The sequence below is a fragment of the Sphingomonas sp. genome (assembly GCF_023266535.1).
In the GTDB taxonomy this organism is placed as follows: Bacteria; Pseudomonadota; Alphaproteobacteria; order Sphingomonadales; family Sphingomonadaceae; genus Sphingomicrobium.
This window is the reverse complement of record NZ_JAHFPY010000061.1, coordinates 1-16,410: the sequence shown is the minus strand read 5'-3', so window position 1 is coordinate 16,410 and position 16,410 is coordinate 1. Positions and strand designations below refer to the sequence as shown.

Genomic DNA, 16,410 nt, shown 5'->3' with positions numbered 1-16,410 from the left:
ATGTCGCCGGCGTTTCCGTCTCCCCGGAACCATAAGTCTGCATCCATCGTCAGCAGGCCAAGCAGCAACGCCGAGGCCTTCAGCACTCCGGCATCCTCAATCGCCATCAGTCGCGACAGCGCGAGCGGCGTGTTCAGATCATCGTAAAGAGCTTCGACGACGCCCTGGTCGATTTCGGTTGGTTCGGCATCCTCTGCGGCCCGGTACAGCCGATCAAGCGTTGCCTTGGATTGGTCGATCAGCTCATCGGTCCAAGCCAGCGGCTGGCGATAGTGCGCGGAGAGCAGCGCCAGACGATAGATCTCGCCACGCGGATCGCGCGCCAATAACTCAGCGGGCGTAATGATATTGCCCAGGCTCTTCGACATTTTCTCGACGCCCATGTCGACGAAGCCATTGTGCACCCAGTAACGCGCCAGCGGCTTGCCATCGTGCGCGCAGCGGCTCTGGGCGATCTCATTCTCATGATGCGGGAAGATGAGGTCGAGCCCGCCGCCATGGATGTCTATCGTCTCGCCCAGATGCGCGCGGATCATCGCCGAGCATTCGATGTGCCAGCCCGGCCGGCCGCGTCCCCACGGGCTGTCCCAGCCGACGGTGCCCTCGTCGCTCGGCTTCCACAGCACGAAATCGGCCGGGTCGCGCTTGTACGGCGCCACCTCGACCCGCGCCCCGGCAATCATCGCCTCGCGGTCTCGCCGGCTTAGCGCGCCATAGTCTGGATCGCTCGGCACCGAGAACAGCACATGGCCTTCCGCCGCATAGGCGTTGCCGCGCTCGATCAGCTCCGCGATCATCGCCACCATCGGCCCGATTTCCTGGGTGGCGTGCGGCGCAATGGTCGGCGGATTGACCCCCAACGCGCCCATATCTTCGAGGTAGAATCGCTCGTAGCGCTCGGTGATCACCGATGTGTCGACACCCTCTTCGCGGGCCGAATTGATGATCTTGTCGTCAATGTCGGTGACGTTTCGGGCGTAGATCACTTGCGCATCGGGATAGGCATGTTCGAGCACACGCCGCAGCAGATCGAACACCACCGCCGGCCGGGCATTGCCGATATGGGCTCGGCCGTAGACGGTCGGCCCGCAGACATACATTGTGATCCGCTTCGGATCGGCGGGCACGAACTCCCGCTTCTTCCGCGCCATCGTGTCGTGCAGCCGGATCATAGTGGTTTCTCCCTGTGCCGAAGGCGTGGGGAGGGGAACCATTCGCCGCAGAGCGAATGGTGGAGGGGTTGGAAACCGCCGCGCCAATCACCCCTCCACCAGCTCTGCTGGTTCCCCTCCCCAGCAGAGCCGGGGAGGAATACGGCCGCACGGATCATTGTTCGTCACCCGAGTGACGCTTCGTCTCGACCCAATCGACCACTGCCCGCCCAGTCGCATTGAGCAGCGGATAGGTCTTGCTGTCGGTCATCCATTCCGGCCGGTCGGCGCGCGTGCCGTAGACCATGTCGGTGGCGAGGTTGGCGAGCAGGAAGAAGAGCGTCGCGCCGATCAGCCCCTTGAGCATGCCGAAGCCGCCGCCAAGCAGCCGGTCGACCGGCCCCAGCACCGAGCGCCTCGCCTTGCCGCCGACCGCGCGGGCAAACAGCTTCACCGCGATATAGGCGGGCAGGAACAGCAGCGCGAAAGCGACCGCACTGGCGCCGGCCTCGGTCCCGACCGTGTCGACCAGACGCTCTTGTAGCGGCGTATGGAACAGCTTCAACGCGGCGATGCCGCCGACCCAGGCGAGCAGCGACAGCACTTCATGCGTAAAGCCGCGGACGAAGCCGATCAGCGCGGCACCGCCAAGCAGCAGGATGACGAAGATATCGAGCGCGGTCATTTCGGCCTCGGCTAGCCGAGCGGTTTGAGGAGCGCCAGCCCCTGCCTTGGCCCGAATGTTCGCAAAGTTCACACTGACCACGCGTGCGCGAGCCCGCCTGCGCATGCGCGCGAAGCTTGGGTCGATCAATGGCCAGGAATTTGTCGAAGGATTGAGCCGCGAGGGGATCACCGCTGAGTCTATGCGCAATCAATGACGAGTAGGACAGGAAAATCTCGTCGCCTCCTTATGTCCGCTTTCGACCCATTGCGGACATAAAGATTTTGAGGGAGTTGTTACCAACGCATTGTTGGGGAGGTTCTAAATGATCTCAGTGTTGGCGGCGCCGGCTATCGGCGCCGTATCGGTGGAGTGCGACCGGTGAGCGCATCCTTAATTATTTTTCTCGTGCCGGTGTTCGTAGGGCTGGCCATCATGGTTCGCCGCTCCACGAAGGCATTGCGACCCGTAAAGCGGTGGCAAAATGAGCTAGCCATGATCTGCCTGGGTGCATACGTCGGTCACGCAACGGCGGCGAACTTCGGAACGACGACACTTTTCGCCCTACTTGGCATCGGATTGCTCACGGTCTTTATTTCTATGGTCGTGGATTTGATCCAGCTGAAGAAAGCAGCCCGCTAATGACCGTTTCCCACCCATTCCGGCCATAAAAAGCTAATGACCGCTTTCGACCCATTGCGGTCATTACGCCCGTCGCTAGTTTGGTAGGAATGTCGAACTGGATTTTGCCTGTCGTCGGGCTTGCCATGTTGGTGCTAGTGACAGTCCAAGCGCTGAGCGCCTTCGGCTCATACCCGCGCATTGCTGCCGAAACGGATGATGATTTGAAAGGTGACAAGCTCGGTTTTGACCAAGACTACACCGCCGAGGCTGAGGCCTTGTTCAAGCGCTTCGCGGAGCGACATGGCCTTCATTACGAGGTTGAAGATGCGCCGATGGAGGCGTGTTGGACCTTCCCGCAACAACCCAAGCTCTCGATGCCGGTAACTCTCGGCCTCCAGAACGGCGACGAGCTAAACTTCGGGGTGTCCGATTTTTGGTCATACTTTTTTCCATTTGAAAACGTGGCGGAGAGGTTCGAACACGCCATTGATGCTTGGGTGACGGGAGACGCTCGAATAGCAGTTACTGGTCGTCACAGCCGCCTGCTCCAGGTCCGTGAGGGAAACCGCTGGAGGAGTATCTATGGAGCGAACGGGTGCCTGTTCCCTTTTCGCTGGACACCACTTCGCTACGAGATGAATGAGCCGGGCAGGCTTCCCACCGGCTCAGCCTAATATCCGCTTTCGACCCATTGCGGTCATTAGGACGCCATGCAAACAGGCGGAATGGATTGCCTAGTTGTCATCGCCAGCCTGTGCTTTTCGAACGTCCAGAGCGTAGAAGTTAGTCGTCCAAGCACAATTTCGCGCTGGGCTACTGCCCGTGTTCTCGGCTCTGAGGTTTTGGTTCAACTTTCAGGCGACAGCTTGCGGGGCGAATACGATACGAGCCGCATGAGCCGAGCGTGCATAGACGGAAGTTGCGTTACCTATCACCGGTGGTGCGAAAGCAGGGACGAAGGTTGGACCTGTTATTATTCCACTGAAGAGAACGCCAATTACTCACGCTGGCTTCGGATTACTGCGCCCGATACATTCTCGTATGCCACCGTTGAGAAATCGCTTGGTCTAATTGGGGCAGCAGGCGTCGTGATTCCGCTGTCGGAACTAAATACAGTTTCTAATGAGCTATACCCTCCGTTTTGCAGGCGCGGGGGACGAGGCCCTCAATGTCCGGAATGAGCTAATGTCCGCTTTCCACCCATAGTGGCCATTAGCGCCCCAGAATTTGGTCGACCAGTTCGCGCAGCCGGTCGAAGCGGGTCAGCGCGATCCCGCCCGGACCTTCCGTCCCTTTCGGCGCCCATCCCCGATCGAAGCCGAGCTTGGCCGATTCCTTGAGACGTAGTCCGGCGTGCGCCACCGGCCGTACCTCGCCGGACAGGGCAATCTCACCCATTACCACCGCCTCCTGCGGTACCGGCCGCTCGCTCATTGCCGAGACCAGCGCGGCTGCCACCGCCAGGTCCGCCGCCGGATCGCTCAGCCGATAACCACCGGCGATGTTCAGATAGACTTCGGTCGTCGCGAAGCTGATCCCGCAGCGCGCTTCCAGCACCGCCAGGATCATCGCCAATCGGCCGCTGTCCCAGCCGACCGCCGCCCGTCGCGGCGTCGCCCCGCTGGCCAGCCGCACGGTCAGCGCCTGGATCTCGACCAGCACCGGCCGCGTTCCCTCCAGCGCCGGGAAGACGCTGGTCCCGCTGACCGGCTCGCCGCGCTGGGTCAGGAACAGCGCCGATGGGTTGGGCACCTGCTTCAGGCCCCCGCCCTCCATCGCGAACACGCCGATCTCGTCGGTGCCGCCGAAACGGTTCTTGGCGGCGCGGAGGATGCGATATTGGTGGCTGCGCTCGCCTTCGAAGCCGAGCACGGTATCGACCATATGTTCGAGCACGCGCGGGCCGGCGATGGTCCCGTCCTTGGTGACATGGCCGACCAGCACCACCGCCGTGCCATATTGCTTGGCGAAGCGCACCAGCTCCTGCGCCGAGGCGCGGACCTGGCTGACCGTCCCCGGCGCACCCTCGATCAAATCGCTGTGCATCGTCTGGATCGAGTCGATCACCAGCAACGCCGGCGGCTCGCCGGTCGTGACGGTGGTCAAAATGTCGCGCACCGAGGTCGCCGCGGCCAGTTGCACCGGCGCCCCACCCAGCCCCAACCGGATCGCGCGCAGCCGGACCTGGTCGGCCGCCTCCTCGCCCGAGACATAGACGACCTTACGCCCGGCATTGGCCAGCTCGGCCGCGACCTGCAGCAGCAGCGTCGACTTGCCGATGCCGGGGTCGCCGCCGAGCAGCATCGCCGATCCCGAAACGATCCCGCCGCCGATCGCCCGGTCGAACTCCTCGATTCCCGTGCGCATCCGGTCGGGCAGCGCAACCACCGCATTCAATCCGACCAGCTCGACCGCTCGGCCGCCGCTGCTCAGATCATGCTTGGCCGAAAAGACCGTCGGCCCGCTCGCCTCCTGCACCAGGCTGTTCCACTCGGCGCAGTCGGGGCACTGCCCCTGCCAGCGATGCTGTTCGGAGCCGCACGCCTGGCAGATATAGCGGGTTTTGAGCTTGGCCATGCCTGCAGCTTACCGGAACAAAGAGAGAACGTGAAGTCATCAATTTCGTCATTCCCGCGAAAGCGGGAGTCCCGCTATTTCTTCAAGGCAGCGGGACCCCCGCCTACGCGGGGGTGACGCTTTGCGTCAAAACACGGCCTCGGCCTTGCCGCCCATCATTTGCTGCCGGACCAGCGGGATCGGCGGGCCACCATAGCTCAGGAACTGGTCGTGGAACGCCTTCCACGCCTTCTCCCCGCCCTTGCTGGCCGACCAGTCGTCGCGCAGCTTGCGGATCATCAGCTTGCCCATCGTGTAGTTGAGATAAGCGGGGTCGTACGTTCCGCGCGCCGCCTGCTGCCGGGCGTTGCCGACATCCTGGTAACATTGCTTCTGGAACAGCTCGAAGCTCTGCGCCTGGGTCATCGATCCGGTATGCATGCCGATCGCCGAGAGGAAGCGGCAGTCGCGCAGCAGGGCGTTCGATAGCTGGCCGATGAGCGTCTCGTCGGTCCCGCCGCCGACGCCCTTCACCCGCATCATTTCCTCACTGTAGTGCGCCCAACCCTCGGCGAAGGCGTAACCGACGAACACCCGGCCAAACATGTCCTTGGACCGGTTGGCGTGGAGGAAGTTGAGGAAATGGCCCGGCCACACTTCGTGGACCGACGTGAACAGCAGGTCGGCCTGGCCGGGGACAAACGCGTCCTGCTCGGCCTTGGGCCAGCTCGGGTCCGGCGGCGCGATATAATAGACCGACGGAAGGCCTTTCTCATACGGCCCGGGGATGTTGATGTAGGCGAAGTTCTGCCGGTTGTATGGCGGCGCTTCCTCGACCTTGGCTTCTTCCGGTCCCGGGATGGTGACGATGTCGTGCTGCTGGATGAATTGCTTCAGGCCGGCGAGCTGCTCTCGCGCACCTGCCACCGCACCACCCTTCGGCTTGTTGGCGGTCATCTTGAGCATGCAGGCATCGATGGTCTGGCCGGGCGCATAACGTGAGCAGGCCTCGCCCAGCAGCTTCTGGTTGGCGGCTAGGTCGGCGCGGCCGATCCGCTCCAGCTCTTCAACCGGCGTCGTCACCATCTCGGTGTCGGCCAGCATCCGCTGGAATTTCTCTTTGCCCAGCGCGAAGTTGGGCTTGGACGCGGCGCGCTGGCTTTCGACCCAGGCGGCTGTTTCCTTCATCGCGGCGACGGCCTCGTCGGTCGCGACCTTGAGCGCCTGTTGGTCCTCGGACGTGCCGACGCCCTTCCACGCCGCCATGCCGTCGCCGGGATAGTAAGTGACGAAGCCGCCGAACGCCGACTTGCCATAGTCGACGAAGCTGGTCGCCATCGGCGTCTTGATATTGGCGCGCATCCGCTCGGCGGTGGTCGGGATGGTTTGCAGGAACTTGATGTAGGCCTTCAGCCGCTGCTCTTTGGGAGCATAGGGCACCGTGACATAGACCGACGGGTCGAACGCGCCGAGATAGGAAGCGGGGTTGTGGTGCAGCTGGTCGGCGCCGGTCGGGTCGATCCAGAATAGCTGCCCCCTGGCGACCGCGATCAGATAATCGCGCTGGTAGCGCTGCTCGGGGGTCAGCTTGTCATCGGTAAATCCCTGGGCGTCGGCGATGGTCTTCTTAAGCCGGTCGACTTCGGCGGTGATGCCGGCTTCCGACAGGTCGGCGACCTGGCCGTCATATTCGTGGCGTCCCTGCCCGACCGCGAAGCCCGGACTGGCCTTGAAGCTCGCTTCGATGAAATTGTTGACGAAGCCCGGCCAGTCACCCTGCTCAGCCGTCGCTGACGTGTCGTTGCCGGGGGCGGTCGAAACCTTGCAGCCGCTGGCCGCCAGCGCGAGCGCCAGTGCCGACGCGATCAAAATGGGACGCATGCCTCTCTCCTCTTTGGGGCAGTCGAGGTGGGTAGTTGCCCGCCTGTCCATCGACAAGAGACGAACCGGCAAAGAGTTTCGACGAGCGCCTGGTGCCGCTTGTCGCGCGGGGCCTTCGCGGCTAGGCGCGATAGCGATGGCGCTGCTCCCCGAACCGCTGCGGATCCGCGATTTCCGCTCCTTCTGGCTGGCGCGGCTGACCACCACCATCGGCCAGATGGCGATGGTCATCGTCATCGGCTGGCAAGTCTATGACATCGCCCGCCGGACGATGGACATCCATCAAGCGGCATTCCAGCTGGGCCTCATCGGCCTGGTCCAGTTTGTCCCGCTTTTCGTCCTGACGCCGATCAGCGGCTGGACCGCCGACCGGCTCGATCGAAGGCATGTCGCCCGGGCAGTGATCCTGCTCGAACTGTTCTGCGCGCTGGTGCTGATGTGGGCGACCTGGGGCGGCTTCATCAGCCTGCCGATCCTGTTCGGCGTGGCGGCGTTGCTTGGCGTAGCCCGCGCCTTTGCCGGGCCTGCATTGGGCGCAATGGCGCCGAATTTGGTGCCGCGCGAGATTTTGCCCAATGCCATCGCCCTGAGCTCGACCGCCTGGCAGACCGGCGCGATCGTCGGACCGGCGCTAGGCGGCATCCTTTACGATGTCATTCCACACCTCCCCTATGCCTTGAGCAGCGTCCTGTTCGCCTTTTCGGCGGCCTGCATGTTCACCATCCGGCCGCTCCCGCGCGCGGCACTGAAGCCAGGCAGCCCGTTCCGCCAGATGATCGACGGGCTGGTCTACGTCCGGCGCAATCGGCTGGTGCTCGGCGCGATCACGCTCGACCTGTTCGCGGTCCTGCTCGGCGGCGTGACCGCGATGCTTCCCCTTTATGCTCGCGACATTTTGCACGTCGGTGCCGACGGGCTTGGCCCACTGCGGGCTGGCCCGGCCGCGGGCGCGACGCTGACCGCGATCTTCTTCTCGTTCCGACCGATCAAGACCGACGTCGGCGTGAAAATGCTGACCGCGGTGGTCATCTTCGGCGCTGCAACTGCCGTGTTCGGCATGTCGCGCATCTATCTGCTGTCGCTGGCGATGCTGGCCCTGCTCGGCGCGGCCGATATGTTCTCGGTTTACATCCGCCAGTCGCTGATCCAGCTGCACACTCCCGACGAGATGCGTGGCCGTGTCGCGGCGGCCTCGACGCTCGCCATTTCGGCCTCCAACGAGCTTGGCGAGACGCGCAGCGGGTTCACCGCCGCCCTTTTGGGACCGGTCACCGCCACCGTCGCGGGTGGCATCGCCGCGATCGCCGTGACATTGACCTGGGCATTGCTGTTCCCTGAATTGCGCCGCGCCCGTACGTGTGCATTGGGCGAGCCGCCGCCCGAAGATTCCGTTATCGCCGGCGGCGCCTGATCCTGTTGCAGCACAAGGAGATTGACCGATGAAGGCCGCCAACATCCTCGAAACCATCGGCAATACGCCGCATGTGCGCATCAACCGGCTTTTCGGACCAAGCGCCGAGGTGTGGATCAAGCAGGAGCGGGCCAATCCGGGCGGATCGATCAAGGACCGCATTGCTTTGTCGATGGTCGAGGACGCGGAACGCAGCGGCAAGCTCAAGCCCGGCGGCGTGATCGTCGAACCAACGTCGGGCAACACCGGGATTGGCCTGGCCATGGTCGCCGCGGTCAAGGGCTATCGGCTGATCCTGGTCATGCCCGACAGCATGAGCGTCGAGCGCCGGCGGTTGATGCTCGCCTATGGCGCCGAGTTCGAGCTGACCCCGCGCGAAAAGGGCATGAAAGGATCGATTGCCAGGGCCGAGGAGATTGTCGCCGCAACCGACGGCGCCTGGATGCCGCAACAGTTCGAGAACCCCGCCAACCTTGAGGTGCATCGCCGCACGACTGCGCAGGAAATATTGCGCGATTTCGCCGATGCGCCGCCAAGTGCAATCATCACCGGGGTCGGCACCGGTGGCCACATCACCGGCAGCGCCGAAATCCTCAAGAAGGAATGGCCCGCCCTGAAAGTCTTCGCGGTCGAACCGACCTTGTCGCCGGTCCTGTCCGGCGGAGAACCCGGCCCGCACCCGATCCAGGGCATCGGCGCCGGCTTCATTCCGGCGATCATGAACACCGGCCTGTTGGACGGGATCATCAAGGTTGCGCCGGAGGATGCCAAGGAAATGGCGCGCCGGGCGGCGCGCGAGGAAGGAATGCTGATCGGCATTTCATCCGGCGCAACGCTTGCCGGCATTGCCCAGAAACTGCCGGAACTTGGCGATAATCCGCGGATTTTGGGGTTCAATTACGACACTGGCGAGCGCTATTTGTCAGTCGCGGATTTCCTGCCGGAGGAGCAGGGTTAATCGCGTCAAAACCGCCTCTATTTGACCGGACGTTAATCCTTTTCCGTTAACTGGGGACGCTCGAAGGAGTGTCTCAGGGGATGCGAAGGGCAAGGTTCGCCGTTTCTGACGGCGAAACAATTCATGATAGGGCTTCGATCAGGATTGCCCTGACGTTCGATCTTTGGTCCCCGGAAGCGGCGGACGACGAGATTCTGGCGGAACAGCGCGTCGCGCAACTTCATCATGTCCCCGTACTGCTGGGGGCCTCGCATTTCCTTTGCCTAAGCGCCTTCCTGTGGATCTGCCGCGCCAGCCTCGACACGGCAGCCGCCAAGTTTGCCTTAGGCTGCCTGGCTGGCGCGCTCGCATGCGACGGCCTTTCCTTCCTTCTTCTGAAGTTTCGTGACCGCTTTGACCTCCGGCCACGCGCGGTAACCGCGGGACTTTGCGCATTGGTCGGAATCAGCACCTTCCTTTGGATTTTCGGAGGTCACGCCATCAGCTGGCTTCCCGAGATGAGCAACGGCTTGCTCCTCAGCCTGTTTATCGGCGCCGGGATTACCACCACCGCAGTGATCGCGATTGCTTCACCGCCGTTGGCGATCGTTTGTGGGCTGATCGGGACGATCGGCGCCAGCCTGTTCAGCGTCGAGCCGTCCTTAGCGGGTTGGATTGGGTCTCTGACGCTGATGATTGTCGCCTACAGCACGGCAAATGCTCGAACCATGATTACCGAAGCCAGCCACCGCCAGCAGCTTGATTACGAAGCGCGCAAGGCGCTGCAGTTCGTCGAGGAGTTCGAAAACAGCGGCCGCGGCTGGTTTTGGGAAACCAACAATCTCGGGACCCTGTCCTATGTCTCGCAGCAGCTCGCCGAAGATTTCAAGTGCAATCCGGAAGACCTGCTCGGCCGGCAATTTACCGACCTCCTGTCGGTCGACGTCGGCTCGCCCGACAGCCTGCGCGAAGAGCGCACCCTGGGCTTTCACTTGTCGGCCCGCTTCCCGTTCAGCGACGTGGTTGTGCGTGCCGCGAGCGACGAGGACATTCATTGGTCGCTATCGGGCAATCCGCTGTTCGACAGCCGCGGCCGCTTCCTTGGCTTCCGCGGCATCGGCACCGACCTAACCGAACAGCGCCGGACCGAACAAGAAGTCGCTCGCCTAGCTCGCTTCGATTCATTGACCGGCCTCCCCAACCGGGCGCTCATGCGCCAGACGCTCGACGAGGCGCTGCGCAACGCTGCCAACCGGCGAAAGGGTTGTTCACTGTTCCTGATCGACCTCGACCGGTTCAAGAACGTCAACGACACGCTCGGTCACCCGATCGGCGACGCCCTACTGCGTCAAGTCGCGGATCGCCTGAAATCAGTGATGGGCGACCATGGTCAGGTCGGACGCCTTGGTGGTGACGAGTTCATGGCGGTGCTGCCGGGAACGGTCGAGACTGGTTTGCTCGAAAGCCTGGCACGGACGCTGATTGAGCAGGTCTCGCGGCCCTATTCCATCGAGGGACACCGCGTCACGATCGGTGCTTCGGTCGGCGTCGCCATCGGCGATCCAGGCCGCGCTTGCGCGGACTCGATGGTGCGCAACTCCGACCTTGCTCTCTACGCCGCCAAGGCGGCCGGCCGTGGCAAGCACTGCTTCTATGAAGCCGCTATGCACAGCGAGGCGACCGACCGCCAGGTGCTCGAAAATGACCTGCGCCAGGCACTTGAGCGTCAGGAGATGACCATTGCCTATCAGCCGATCGTTCGCGCCGCGAGCGAGGAGATTAGCGGCTTCGAGGCACTAGTCCGCTGGACCCACCCGAAGCGCGGAGCAATCTCGCCAGACAGGTTCATCGGCCTCGCCGAAGAATGCGGAATGATCGGAAGGATCGGTGAATTTGTCCTCCGATCGGCCGTTGCCGAAGCCGCACAATGGCCGGAGCAGGTTCGGATTGCGGTCAATCTTTCGCCAATCCAGTTCAACGATCCCCATATTGTCGACACCGTCGCGGCAGTCCTGTCAGAATTCGACTTCAAGCCTTCGCGGCTCGAGCTGGAGATTACCGAAGGCGTCTTCCTCGCCGACAGCGATGCCACCGACGGCACCTTCACCCGGCTGAAGTCGCTTGGCGTTCGGTTGGCGCTCGACGATTTCGGCACCGGCTATTCGTCACTCGGCTATTTGAAGAAGGCGCCGTTCGACAAGATCAAGATCGACCAGAGCTTCGTCCGCGGCGCCGCCTCGACCACCAAGCGCAACGGCGCGATCATCCGCGCAATCGTGACCCTCGCAGACAGCCTCGACATGGACACGACGGCCGAGGGCGTCGAAACTCACGACGACCTGTTCCTCATCCGCGAGCTCGGCGTCAGCCAGGTGCAGGGCTATATTTTTGGCAAGCCCATGCCCGCCGAAGAAGCGCGTGAAATGGCGAACAGCACACGCGTTGAAGCAGAAGGATATCAGTGCATCCGCGAGCCAAGGCAGCGGCTGATGCGCCGCGCCATCGCCGCCATCAACGGTGAGACCACCGAGATCCGCCTGCGCAATATCTCGGCCATGGGCGCGTTGGTCGAATGCGATCAGCAGGTCAGCCCTGGGGACAATTTGACCATCGACATCGTGGGCGTTGGGCCCGTCATCGGCACGGTCCGCTGGACTCAGGCCGGCAAGTTCGGCGTACAATTCAACGATCAGTTTGACATCGCTCGGCTCGCCCCCAGGCAAGACAAAAAGTCGTCTCCTGCGGTGCTGACACCCTGGTACGTCAACCAGCAGCGCGACATGGCAAAGGGCGGTAAGCGCTAAAACGCCTCGACCGGCAACGCCATCAAACTGTCGGCGCCGGCCTCGACCTTGCGGCGCAGCCCGCCAGCCTCGACCAGCTCGCGGTCGGCGAAGAAGCGCGCGGTGGCGATCTTGGCCTCGTGGAAGGCCCGGTCTTCGCTGCCATCTTCTTTCAGCCTGGCCGAGATGCCGGCCATTTTCAGCCACATCCAGCCGAGCGTCACCAGGCCCATCAGGTTCATATAGGCATAGGCGCCCGCCCCTGCGTTATCGGGATCGGCCATGCCATTCTGCGCCAGCCACATGGTCGCGCCCTGGAGATGGCCCAGCGCCTTCTCGAGCGGCTCGGCAATGCCCGCCGGATCGCCCGCCGCCTTCGCCCCGGCAATGTCGCGGCCGACCAACTCGAAGAAGGCCCGGGTTGCGCGACCGCCATTCAGCGCCAGCTTGCGGCCGACGAGGTCCATTGCCTGGACGCCGTTGGTGCCTTCGTAGATCTGGGCAATGCGGGCATCGCGAACGAACTGTTCCATGCCCCATTCGCGGATGTAGCCGTGGCCGCCGAAGACCTGCTGGGCGTTGACCGCCACCTCGAACCCGCGGTCGGTGAGATAGCCTTTGATCACCGGGGTCAACAGCGAAATCAGGTCATCCGCCGCCAGCCGCTCTTCCTCGGTCTGCGCCTTGCGGCTGAGGTCGACCTGCAGCGCTCCCCACAACACCAGTGCGCGGGCTGCCTCGTTGAACGCCCTGGCTTCCATCAGCATGCGGCGGACGTCGGGGTGCACGAATAGCGTATCTGCCTTGGCAATCGCGTCGCGATCTTCGGGTTTCAGCGCCCGGCCCTGGCGGCGGTCTTTCGCGTAAGCGACAGCATTCTGGTAGGCGACCTCGCCCTGGGCCAGGCCCTGCAGGCCGACGCCCAGTCGCGCCGCGTTCATCATGATGAACATCGCCGCCAGGCCCTTCTCGGCCTCGCCGACCAGCCAGCCCTTGGCCCCGTCATAGTTGAGCAGGCAGGTGGCATTGCCGTTGATGCCCATTTTATGCTCGATCGAGCCACAGCTGACGCCGTTGCGCTCGCCGAGAGAGCCGTCTTCGTTGACCAGATATTTGGGCACCAGGAACAGCGAGATGCCTTTCACGTTGTCGGGCGCCCCCGCGATCTTGGCCAACACCATGTGGATGATGTTTTCGCTGAGGTCGTGCTCGCCGGCGGAAATGAAGATTTTGGTGCCGGTGATCGAATAGCTGCCATCGGGGTTGGGATCGGCCTTGGTCTTCAAGAGTCCGAGATCGGTGCCGCAATGCGGCTCGGTCAGGTTCATCGTCCCGGTCCAGCGGCCGGCGACCATGTTCGGCAGATATTTTTCCTTCTGTTCTTCGGAGCCCTTGACCAGCAGCGAGGCCATCGCCCCCTGGGTGAGGCCATTGTACATTTCGAAGCTATGGTTGGATGAGCAGAGATATTCGACGATTGCGGTCGACACGACCGATGGCAGTCCTTGCCCGCCATATTGTTGCGGCGCATGGAGTGTCGTCCAGCCGCCGGCGACAAACTGGTCCCATGCATCCTTGAAGCCGGGCGGCGTAGTTACCGACCCGTCGTCGTTGCGCTTACAGCCGACTTCATCGCCGACCCGGTTGAGCGGTTGCAGCACCTCTTCGCAGAAGCGCGCGCCCTCGCTCAAAATCGCCTCGACCAGGTCGGGCGTCGCGTCGGCGAAACCCGGCAGGTTGGAATAGTTCTGCATCTCGACGATGTGGTCGAGCACATATTTGGTGTCGCGAACCGGGGCGGCATAGACGGGCATTTGGCTAAATCTCCTGGGCGGATTTGTCGGGGTCCTGGGTCTTCACCAGCGTGATGAAACCCTCGAGTTCCTTGATCGTCACATCGATATCGATCTGCTGACGCTTGAGGCTGTCGACCCGCGCCTGGCACCGCTCGATGGTCTTGAGCCGTTGTGTTCGGCGGTCGTCGCCAATGTCGTAGAGGTCGAGCAATTCCTTGATGTCAGCGAGGCTGAGGCCGACCCGCTTGCCGCGAAGGATCCAGGCCAGGCGGGCGCGGTCGCGGTCGGTGTAGAGGCGCTGGGTTCCGCGCCGCTCGGGGGCGATCAGCGCCTCGTCCTCGTAAAAGCGGAGGGCGCGGGCGGTGACTCCATATTCGTCGCACAGCTCGCCGATCGAATAATGCGTCTTGTGCTTGAGCATGGTTCGCCGATTACTTTACGTTTCCGTAAAGGTCAAGTGATCAATCGGACGCCTAACAGAGCGAGTCTCCCGCCAAATCGACCGCCTTGGTGGCCGCGTCAGCGCGATTGAACGTTTTCCCGGCCAGTTTCGTGCCTGGCCCGCAATAATAGGAACAGGCGGCGGGTGGCTGGCCGATCCGGGCGCTGTTTTCGGCGATCTCGAGCGGGATGTGACAATCGCCTTCGCCCTTGGGCACCAGCACCCAGCCCTGGCCTGATCGTTGCAGCCTCCCTGCAGCCGAGCAATTCACGTCGCCCTCACCGTAGGCGATGAAGCCAGCGCGCGGTGCTCCAGCCTCACCGGCAATGCACAGCCGGTCGCGGCCGGCCCCCGCGAATGTTCCGCCAGTGAGGGTCGGCTCGGCCGGCTGTTGCGAACAGGCGACTAGCAGCAACACGAGGCAGGGTATCGATCGCATTCGGTCACTATGTTTCAGCTTTGCGACAGGTGAAAGGCGACAAATGCGTGGGCCTACCCTATATGGCGCCAAACACCGGGGATTCGGGCAAAAAATGCTGACCACCAATCCGTTCGACGACGACAAGCTCCGCGAGGAATGCGGCATTTTCGGCATCTGGGGCGCGGAAGGCGCATCCAGCTTTGTTGCGCTCGGCCTCCACGCGCTGCAGCACCGCGGGCAGGAAGCCGCCGGAATCGTCAGCTTCGACGGCACCAACTATCATGCCCACCGCGCCATGGGCCACGTCGCCGGCAACTTCGACCGCGACGACATCATCCGCAAATTGTCGGGCAAGGTCGCCGTCGGTCACGTCCGCTACTCGACCACCGGCGAGACCGCGCTGAGGAACGTCCAGCCTTTGTTCGCCGACCTGGCCGAAGGCGGCTTCGCGGTCGCCCACAACGGCAACCTTTCCAACGCCATGACCTTGCGCGCGGCGCTGATCCGCCGCGGCTCGATCTTCCAGTCGACCAGCGACACCGAGGTGATCATTCACCTCGTCGCCACATCCAGCTATTCGACTCCGCTCGACCGGCTGACCGACGCGCTGAGCCAGGTCGAAGGCGCCTATTCGCTGCTGTGCCTGACGCCCGAGGGCCTGGTCGCCTGCCGCGATCCGCTCGGCATTCGGCCGCTGGTGATGGGCAAGCTCGGCGAGGCGACCATCTTCGCGTCGGAAACCGTCGCACTCGACGTGATCGGCGCCAGCTATCTCCGCGATGTCGAGCCAGGCGAGCTGATCATCGTCAACGAGGCCGGCGTGCGCAGTTTCCGACCCTTCGCGCCGGCCAGGGCCCGGCCATGCATCTTTGAACACGTATATTTCTCGCGGCCCGACAGCATCATCGAAGGCACGTCGGTCTATGAGGTCCGCAAGAACATCGGCGCCGAGCTGTCGCGCGAATCCCCGGTCGAGGCCGACCTAGTCGTCCCGGTGCCGGACTCGGGCGTCCCGGCCGCGATCGGATTCAGCCAGGAATCGGGCATTCCTTTCGAGCTCGGTATCATCCGCTCCCACTATGTCGGCCGGACCTTCATCCAGCCGAGCCAGGAAGTGCGCCACCTGGGCGTCAAGCTGAAGCACAATGCGAACCGAATGCTGATCGAGGGCAAGCGCGTCGTGCTGGTCGACGACAGCATCGTCCGCGGCACCACGTCGGTGAAGATCGTCCAGCTGATGCGTGACGCCGGGGCAAGGGAGGTGCACATGCGCATCGCCTCGCCGCCGACCAAGTACAGCTGCTTCTATGGCGTCGACACGCCGGAACGGTCGAAGCTGCTGGCCAGTCAGATGAACGTTGACGAGATGGCGCGCTATATCAACGCCGACAGCCTCGCCTTCATTTCAATCGACGGTCTGTACCGCGCACTCGGCGACCACCGTGATGCCACCGCGCCGCAGCGCTGCGACGCCTGCTTCACCGGCGATTATCCGACCACGCTCACCGACTGCGACAAGGACGGCAAGCTCAAGCCTTTAAGTCTGGTCGCAAGCCGCTAAGGGAGCGGCATGACCGAATCGTCCAAGCCGTTTGACGGCAAGCTTGCGCTTGTCACCGGGGCCAGCCGCGGTATCGGCGCAGCCACCGCCGAGGCGCTGGCTGCCGCCGGCGCGCACGTCATCTTGACCGCCCGCACCGCCCAATCGCTCGAGCAGGTCGAGGAACGGATCCATGAGGCCGGC

At 63.2% G+C, this 16,410-nt stretch carries 14 protein-coding genes; 7 read left to right on the top strand and 7 right to left on the bottom strand.

Annotation, left to right across the window (positions count from 1 at the left end; genetic code table 11):
- Together cysS and Q0C64_RS10135 are read right to left on the bottom strand one after the other, a co-directional pair.
- The coding region (cysS, locus tag Q0C64_RS10140) for a cysteine--tRNA ligase (protein ID WP_294123398.1) at window positions 1-1,172 on the bottom strand (1,172 nt) is incomplete at its 3' end.
- A gap of 154 nt (window positions 1,173-1,326) precedes the next feature.
- Entirely contained in the window at window positions 1,327-1,836 is a 510-nt protein-coding gene (locus Q0C64_RS10135; protein WP_294123397.1) for a CvpA family protein, read from the bottom strand.
- A 360-nt stretch (window positions 1,837-2,196) separates the two neighbouring features.
- On the opposite strand from Q0C64_RS10135, the gene Q0C64_RS10130 reads away from it, so the two are divergent.
- A complete protein-coding gene (locus Q0C64_RS10130; protein ID WP_294123395.1) occupies window positions 2,197-2,457 on the top strand; it encodes a hypothetical protein in 261 nt (86 codons plus the stop codon).
- Window positions 2,458-2,546: 89 nt separating this feature from the next.
- Complete coding sequence (locus Q0C64_RS10125) at window positions 2,547-3,113, top strand: hypothetical protein (RefSeq protein WP_294123393.1); 567 nt, start codon at window positions 2,547-2,549, stop codon at window positions 3,111-3,113.
- Between the two features lie 538 nt (window positions 3,114-3,651).
- Here the strand turns inward: Q0C64_RS10125 and radA are convergent.
- Together radA and Q0C64_RS10115 are read right to left on the bottom strand one after the other, a co-directional pair.
- Window positions 3,652-5,016 carry a DNA repair protein RadA gene (gene radA / locus Q0C64_RS10120; RefSeq protein ID WP_294123391.1) on the bottom strand — a complete coding sequence of 455 codons (1,365 nt, stop codon included), beginning with the start codon at window positions 5,014-5,016 and terminating at the stop codon, window positions 3,652-3,654.
- 126 nt (window positions 5,017-5,142) lie between these two features.
- Window positions 5,143-6,876: a DUF885 domain-containing protein gene (locus tag Q0C64_RS10115; RefSeq protein WP_294123389.1), complete on the bottom strand. Its 1,734-nt coding sequence runs from the start codon at window positions 6,874-6,876 to the stop codon at window positions 5,143-5,145.
- A gap of 136 nt (window positions 6,877-7,012) precedes the next feature.
- Here Q0C64_RS10115 and Q0C64_RS10110 point away from each other — a divergent pair, with 136 nt between their 5' ends.
- The 3 genes from Q0C64_RS10110 (at window position 7,013) to Q0C64_RS10100 (ending at window position 12,028) form a co-directional block, all read left to right on the top strand.
- Window positions 7,013-8,287: an MFS transporter gene (locus tag Q0C64_RS10110; RefSeq protein WP_294123387.1), complete on the top strand. Its 1,275-nt coding sequence runs from the start codon at window positions 7,013-7,015 to the stop codon at window positions 8,285-8,287.
- A 28-nt stretch (window positions 8,288-8,315) separates the two neighbouring features.
- Window positions 8,316-9,245, top strand: coding sequence for a cysteine synthase A (gene cysK / locus Q0C64_RS10105; protein ID WP_294123385.1), 930 nt, complete (start codon window positions 8,316-8,318; stop codon window positions 9,243-9,245).
- 497 nt (window positions 9,246-9,742) lie between these two features.
- Window positions 9,743-12,028, top strand: a complete 2,286-nt coding sequence (locus tag Q0C64_RS10100) for an EAL domain-containing protein (RefSeq protein ID WP_294123382.1) — start codon at window positions 9,743-9,745, stop codon at window positions 12,026-12,028.
- Here Q0C64_RS10100 and Q0C64_RS10095 read toward each other — a convergent pair.
- Genes Q0C64_RS10095 through Q0C64_RS10085 form a run of 3 tightly spaced genes read right to left on the bottom strand, consistent with a single transcriptional unit; the run spans window position 12,025 to window position 14,684 of the window.
- Window positions 12,025-13,821 carry an acyl-CoA dehydrogenase C-terminal domain-containing protein gene (locus Q0C64_RS10095; protein WP_294123380.1) on the bottom strand — a complete coding sequence of 599 codons (1,797 nt, stop codon included), beginning with the start codon at window positions 13,819-13,821 and terminating at the stop codon, window positions 12,025-12,027. The two genes, Q0C64_RS10100 and Q0C64_RS10095, sit on opposite strands and share 4 nt — an antisense overlap.
- Window positions 13,822-13,825: 4 nt before the next feature.
- Complete coding sequence (locus Q0C64_RS10090; RefSeq protein ID WP_294123378.1) at window positions 13,826-14,224, bottom strand: MerR family DNA-binding transcriptional regulator; 399 nt, start codon at window positions 14,222-14,224, stop codon at window positions 13,826-13,828.
- A 52-nt stretch (window positions 14,225-14,276) separates the two neighbouring features.
- Window positions 14,277-14,684 carry a hypothetical protein gene (locus Q0C64_RS10085; RefSeq protein WP_294123376.1) on the bottom strand — a complete coding sequence of 136 codons (408 nt, stop codon included), beginning with the start codon at window positions 14,682-14,684 and terminating at the stop codon, window positions 14,277-14,279.
- A gap of 94 nt (window positions 14,685-14,778) precedes the next feature.
- Between Q0C64_RS10085 and purF the strand changes: the two genes are divergently transcribed.
- Together purF and Q0C64_RS10075 are read left to right on the top strand one after the other, a co-directional pair.
- On the top strand, window positions 14,779-16,227 hold the full coding sequence (gene purF, locus Q0C64_RS10080) for an amidophosphoribosyltransferase (RefSeq protein WP_294123374.1): 1,449 nt from the start codon (window positions 14,779-14,781) through the stop codon (window positions 16,225-16,227).
- A gap of 9 nt (window positions 16,228-16,236) precedes the next feature.
- On the top strand, window positions 16,237-16,410 hold a 174-nt coding region (locus tag Q0C64_RS10075; protein WP_294123400.1), incomplete at its 3' end, for an SDR family NAD(P)-dependent oxidoreductase.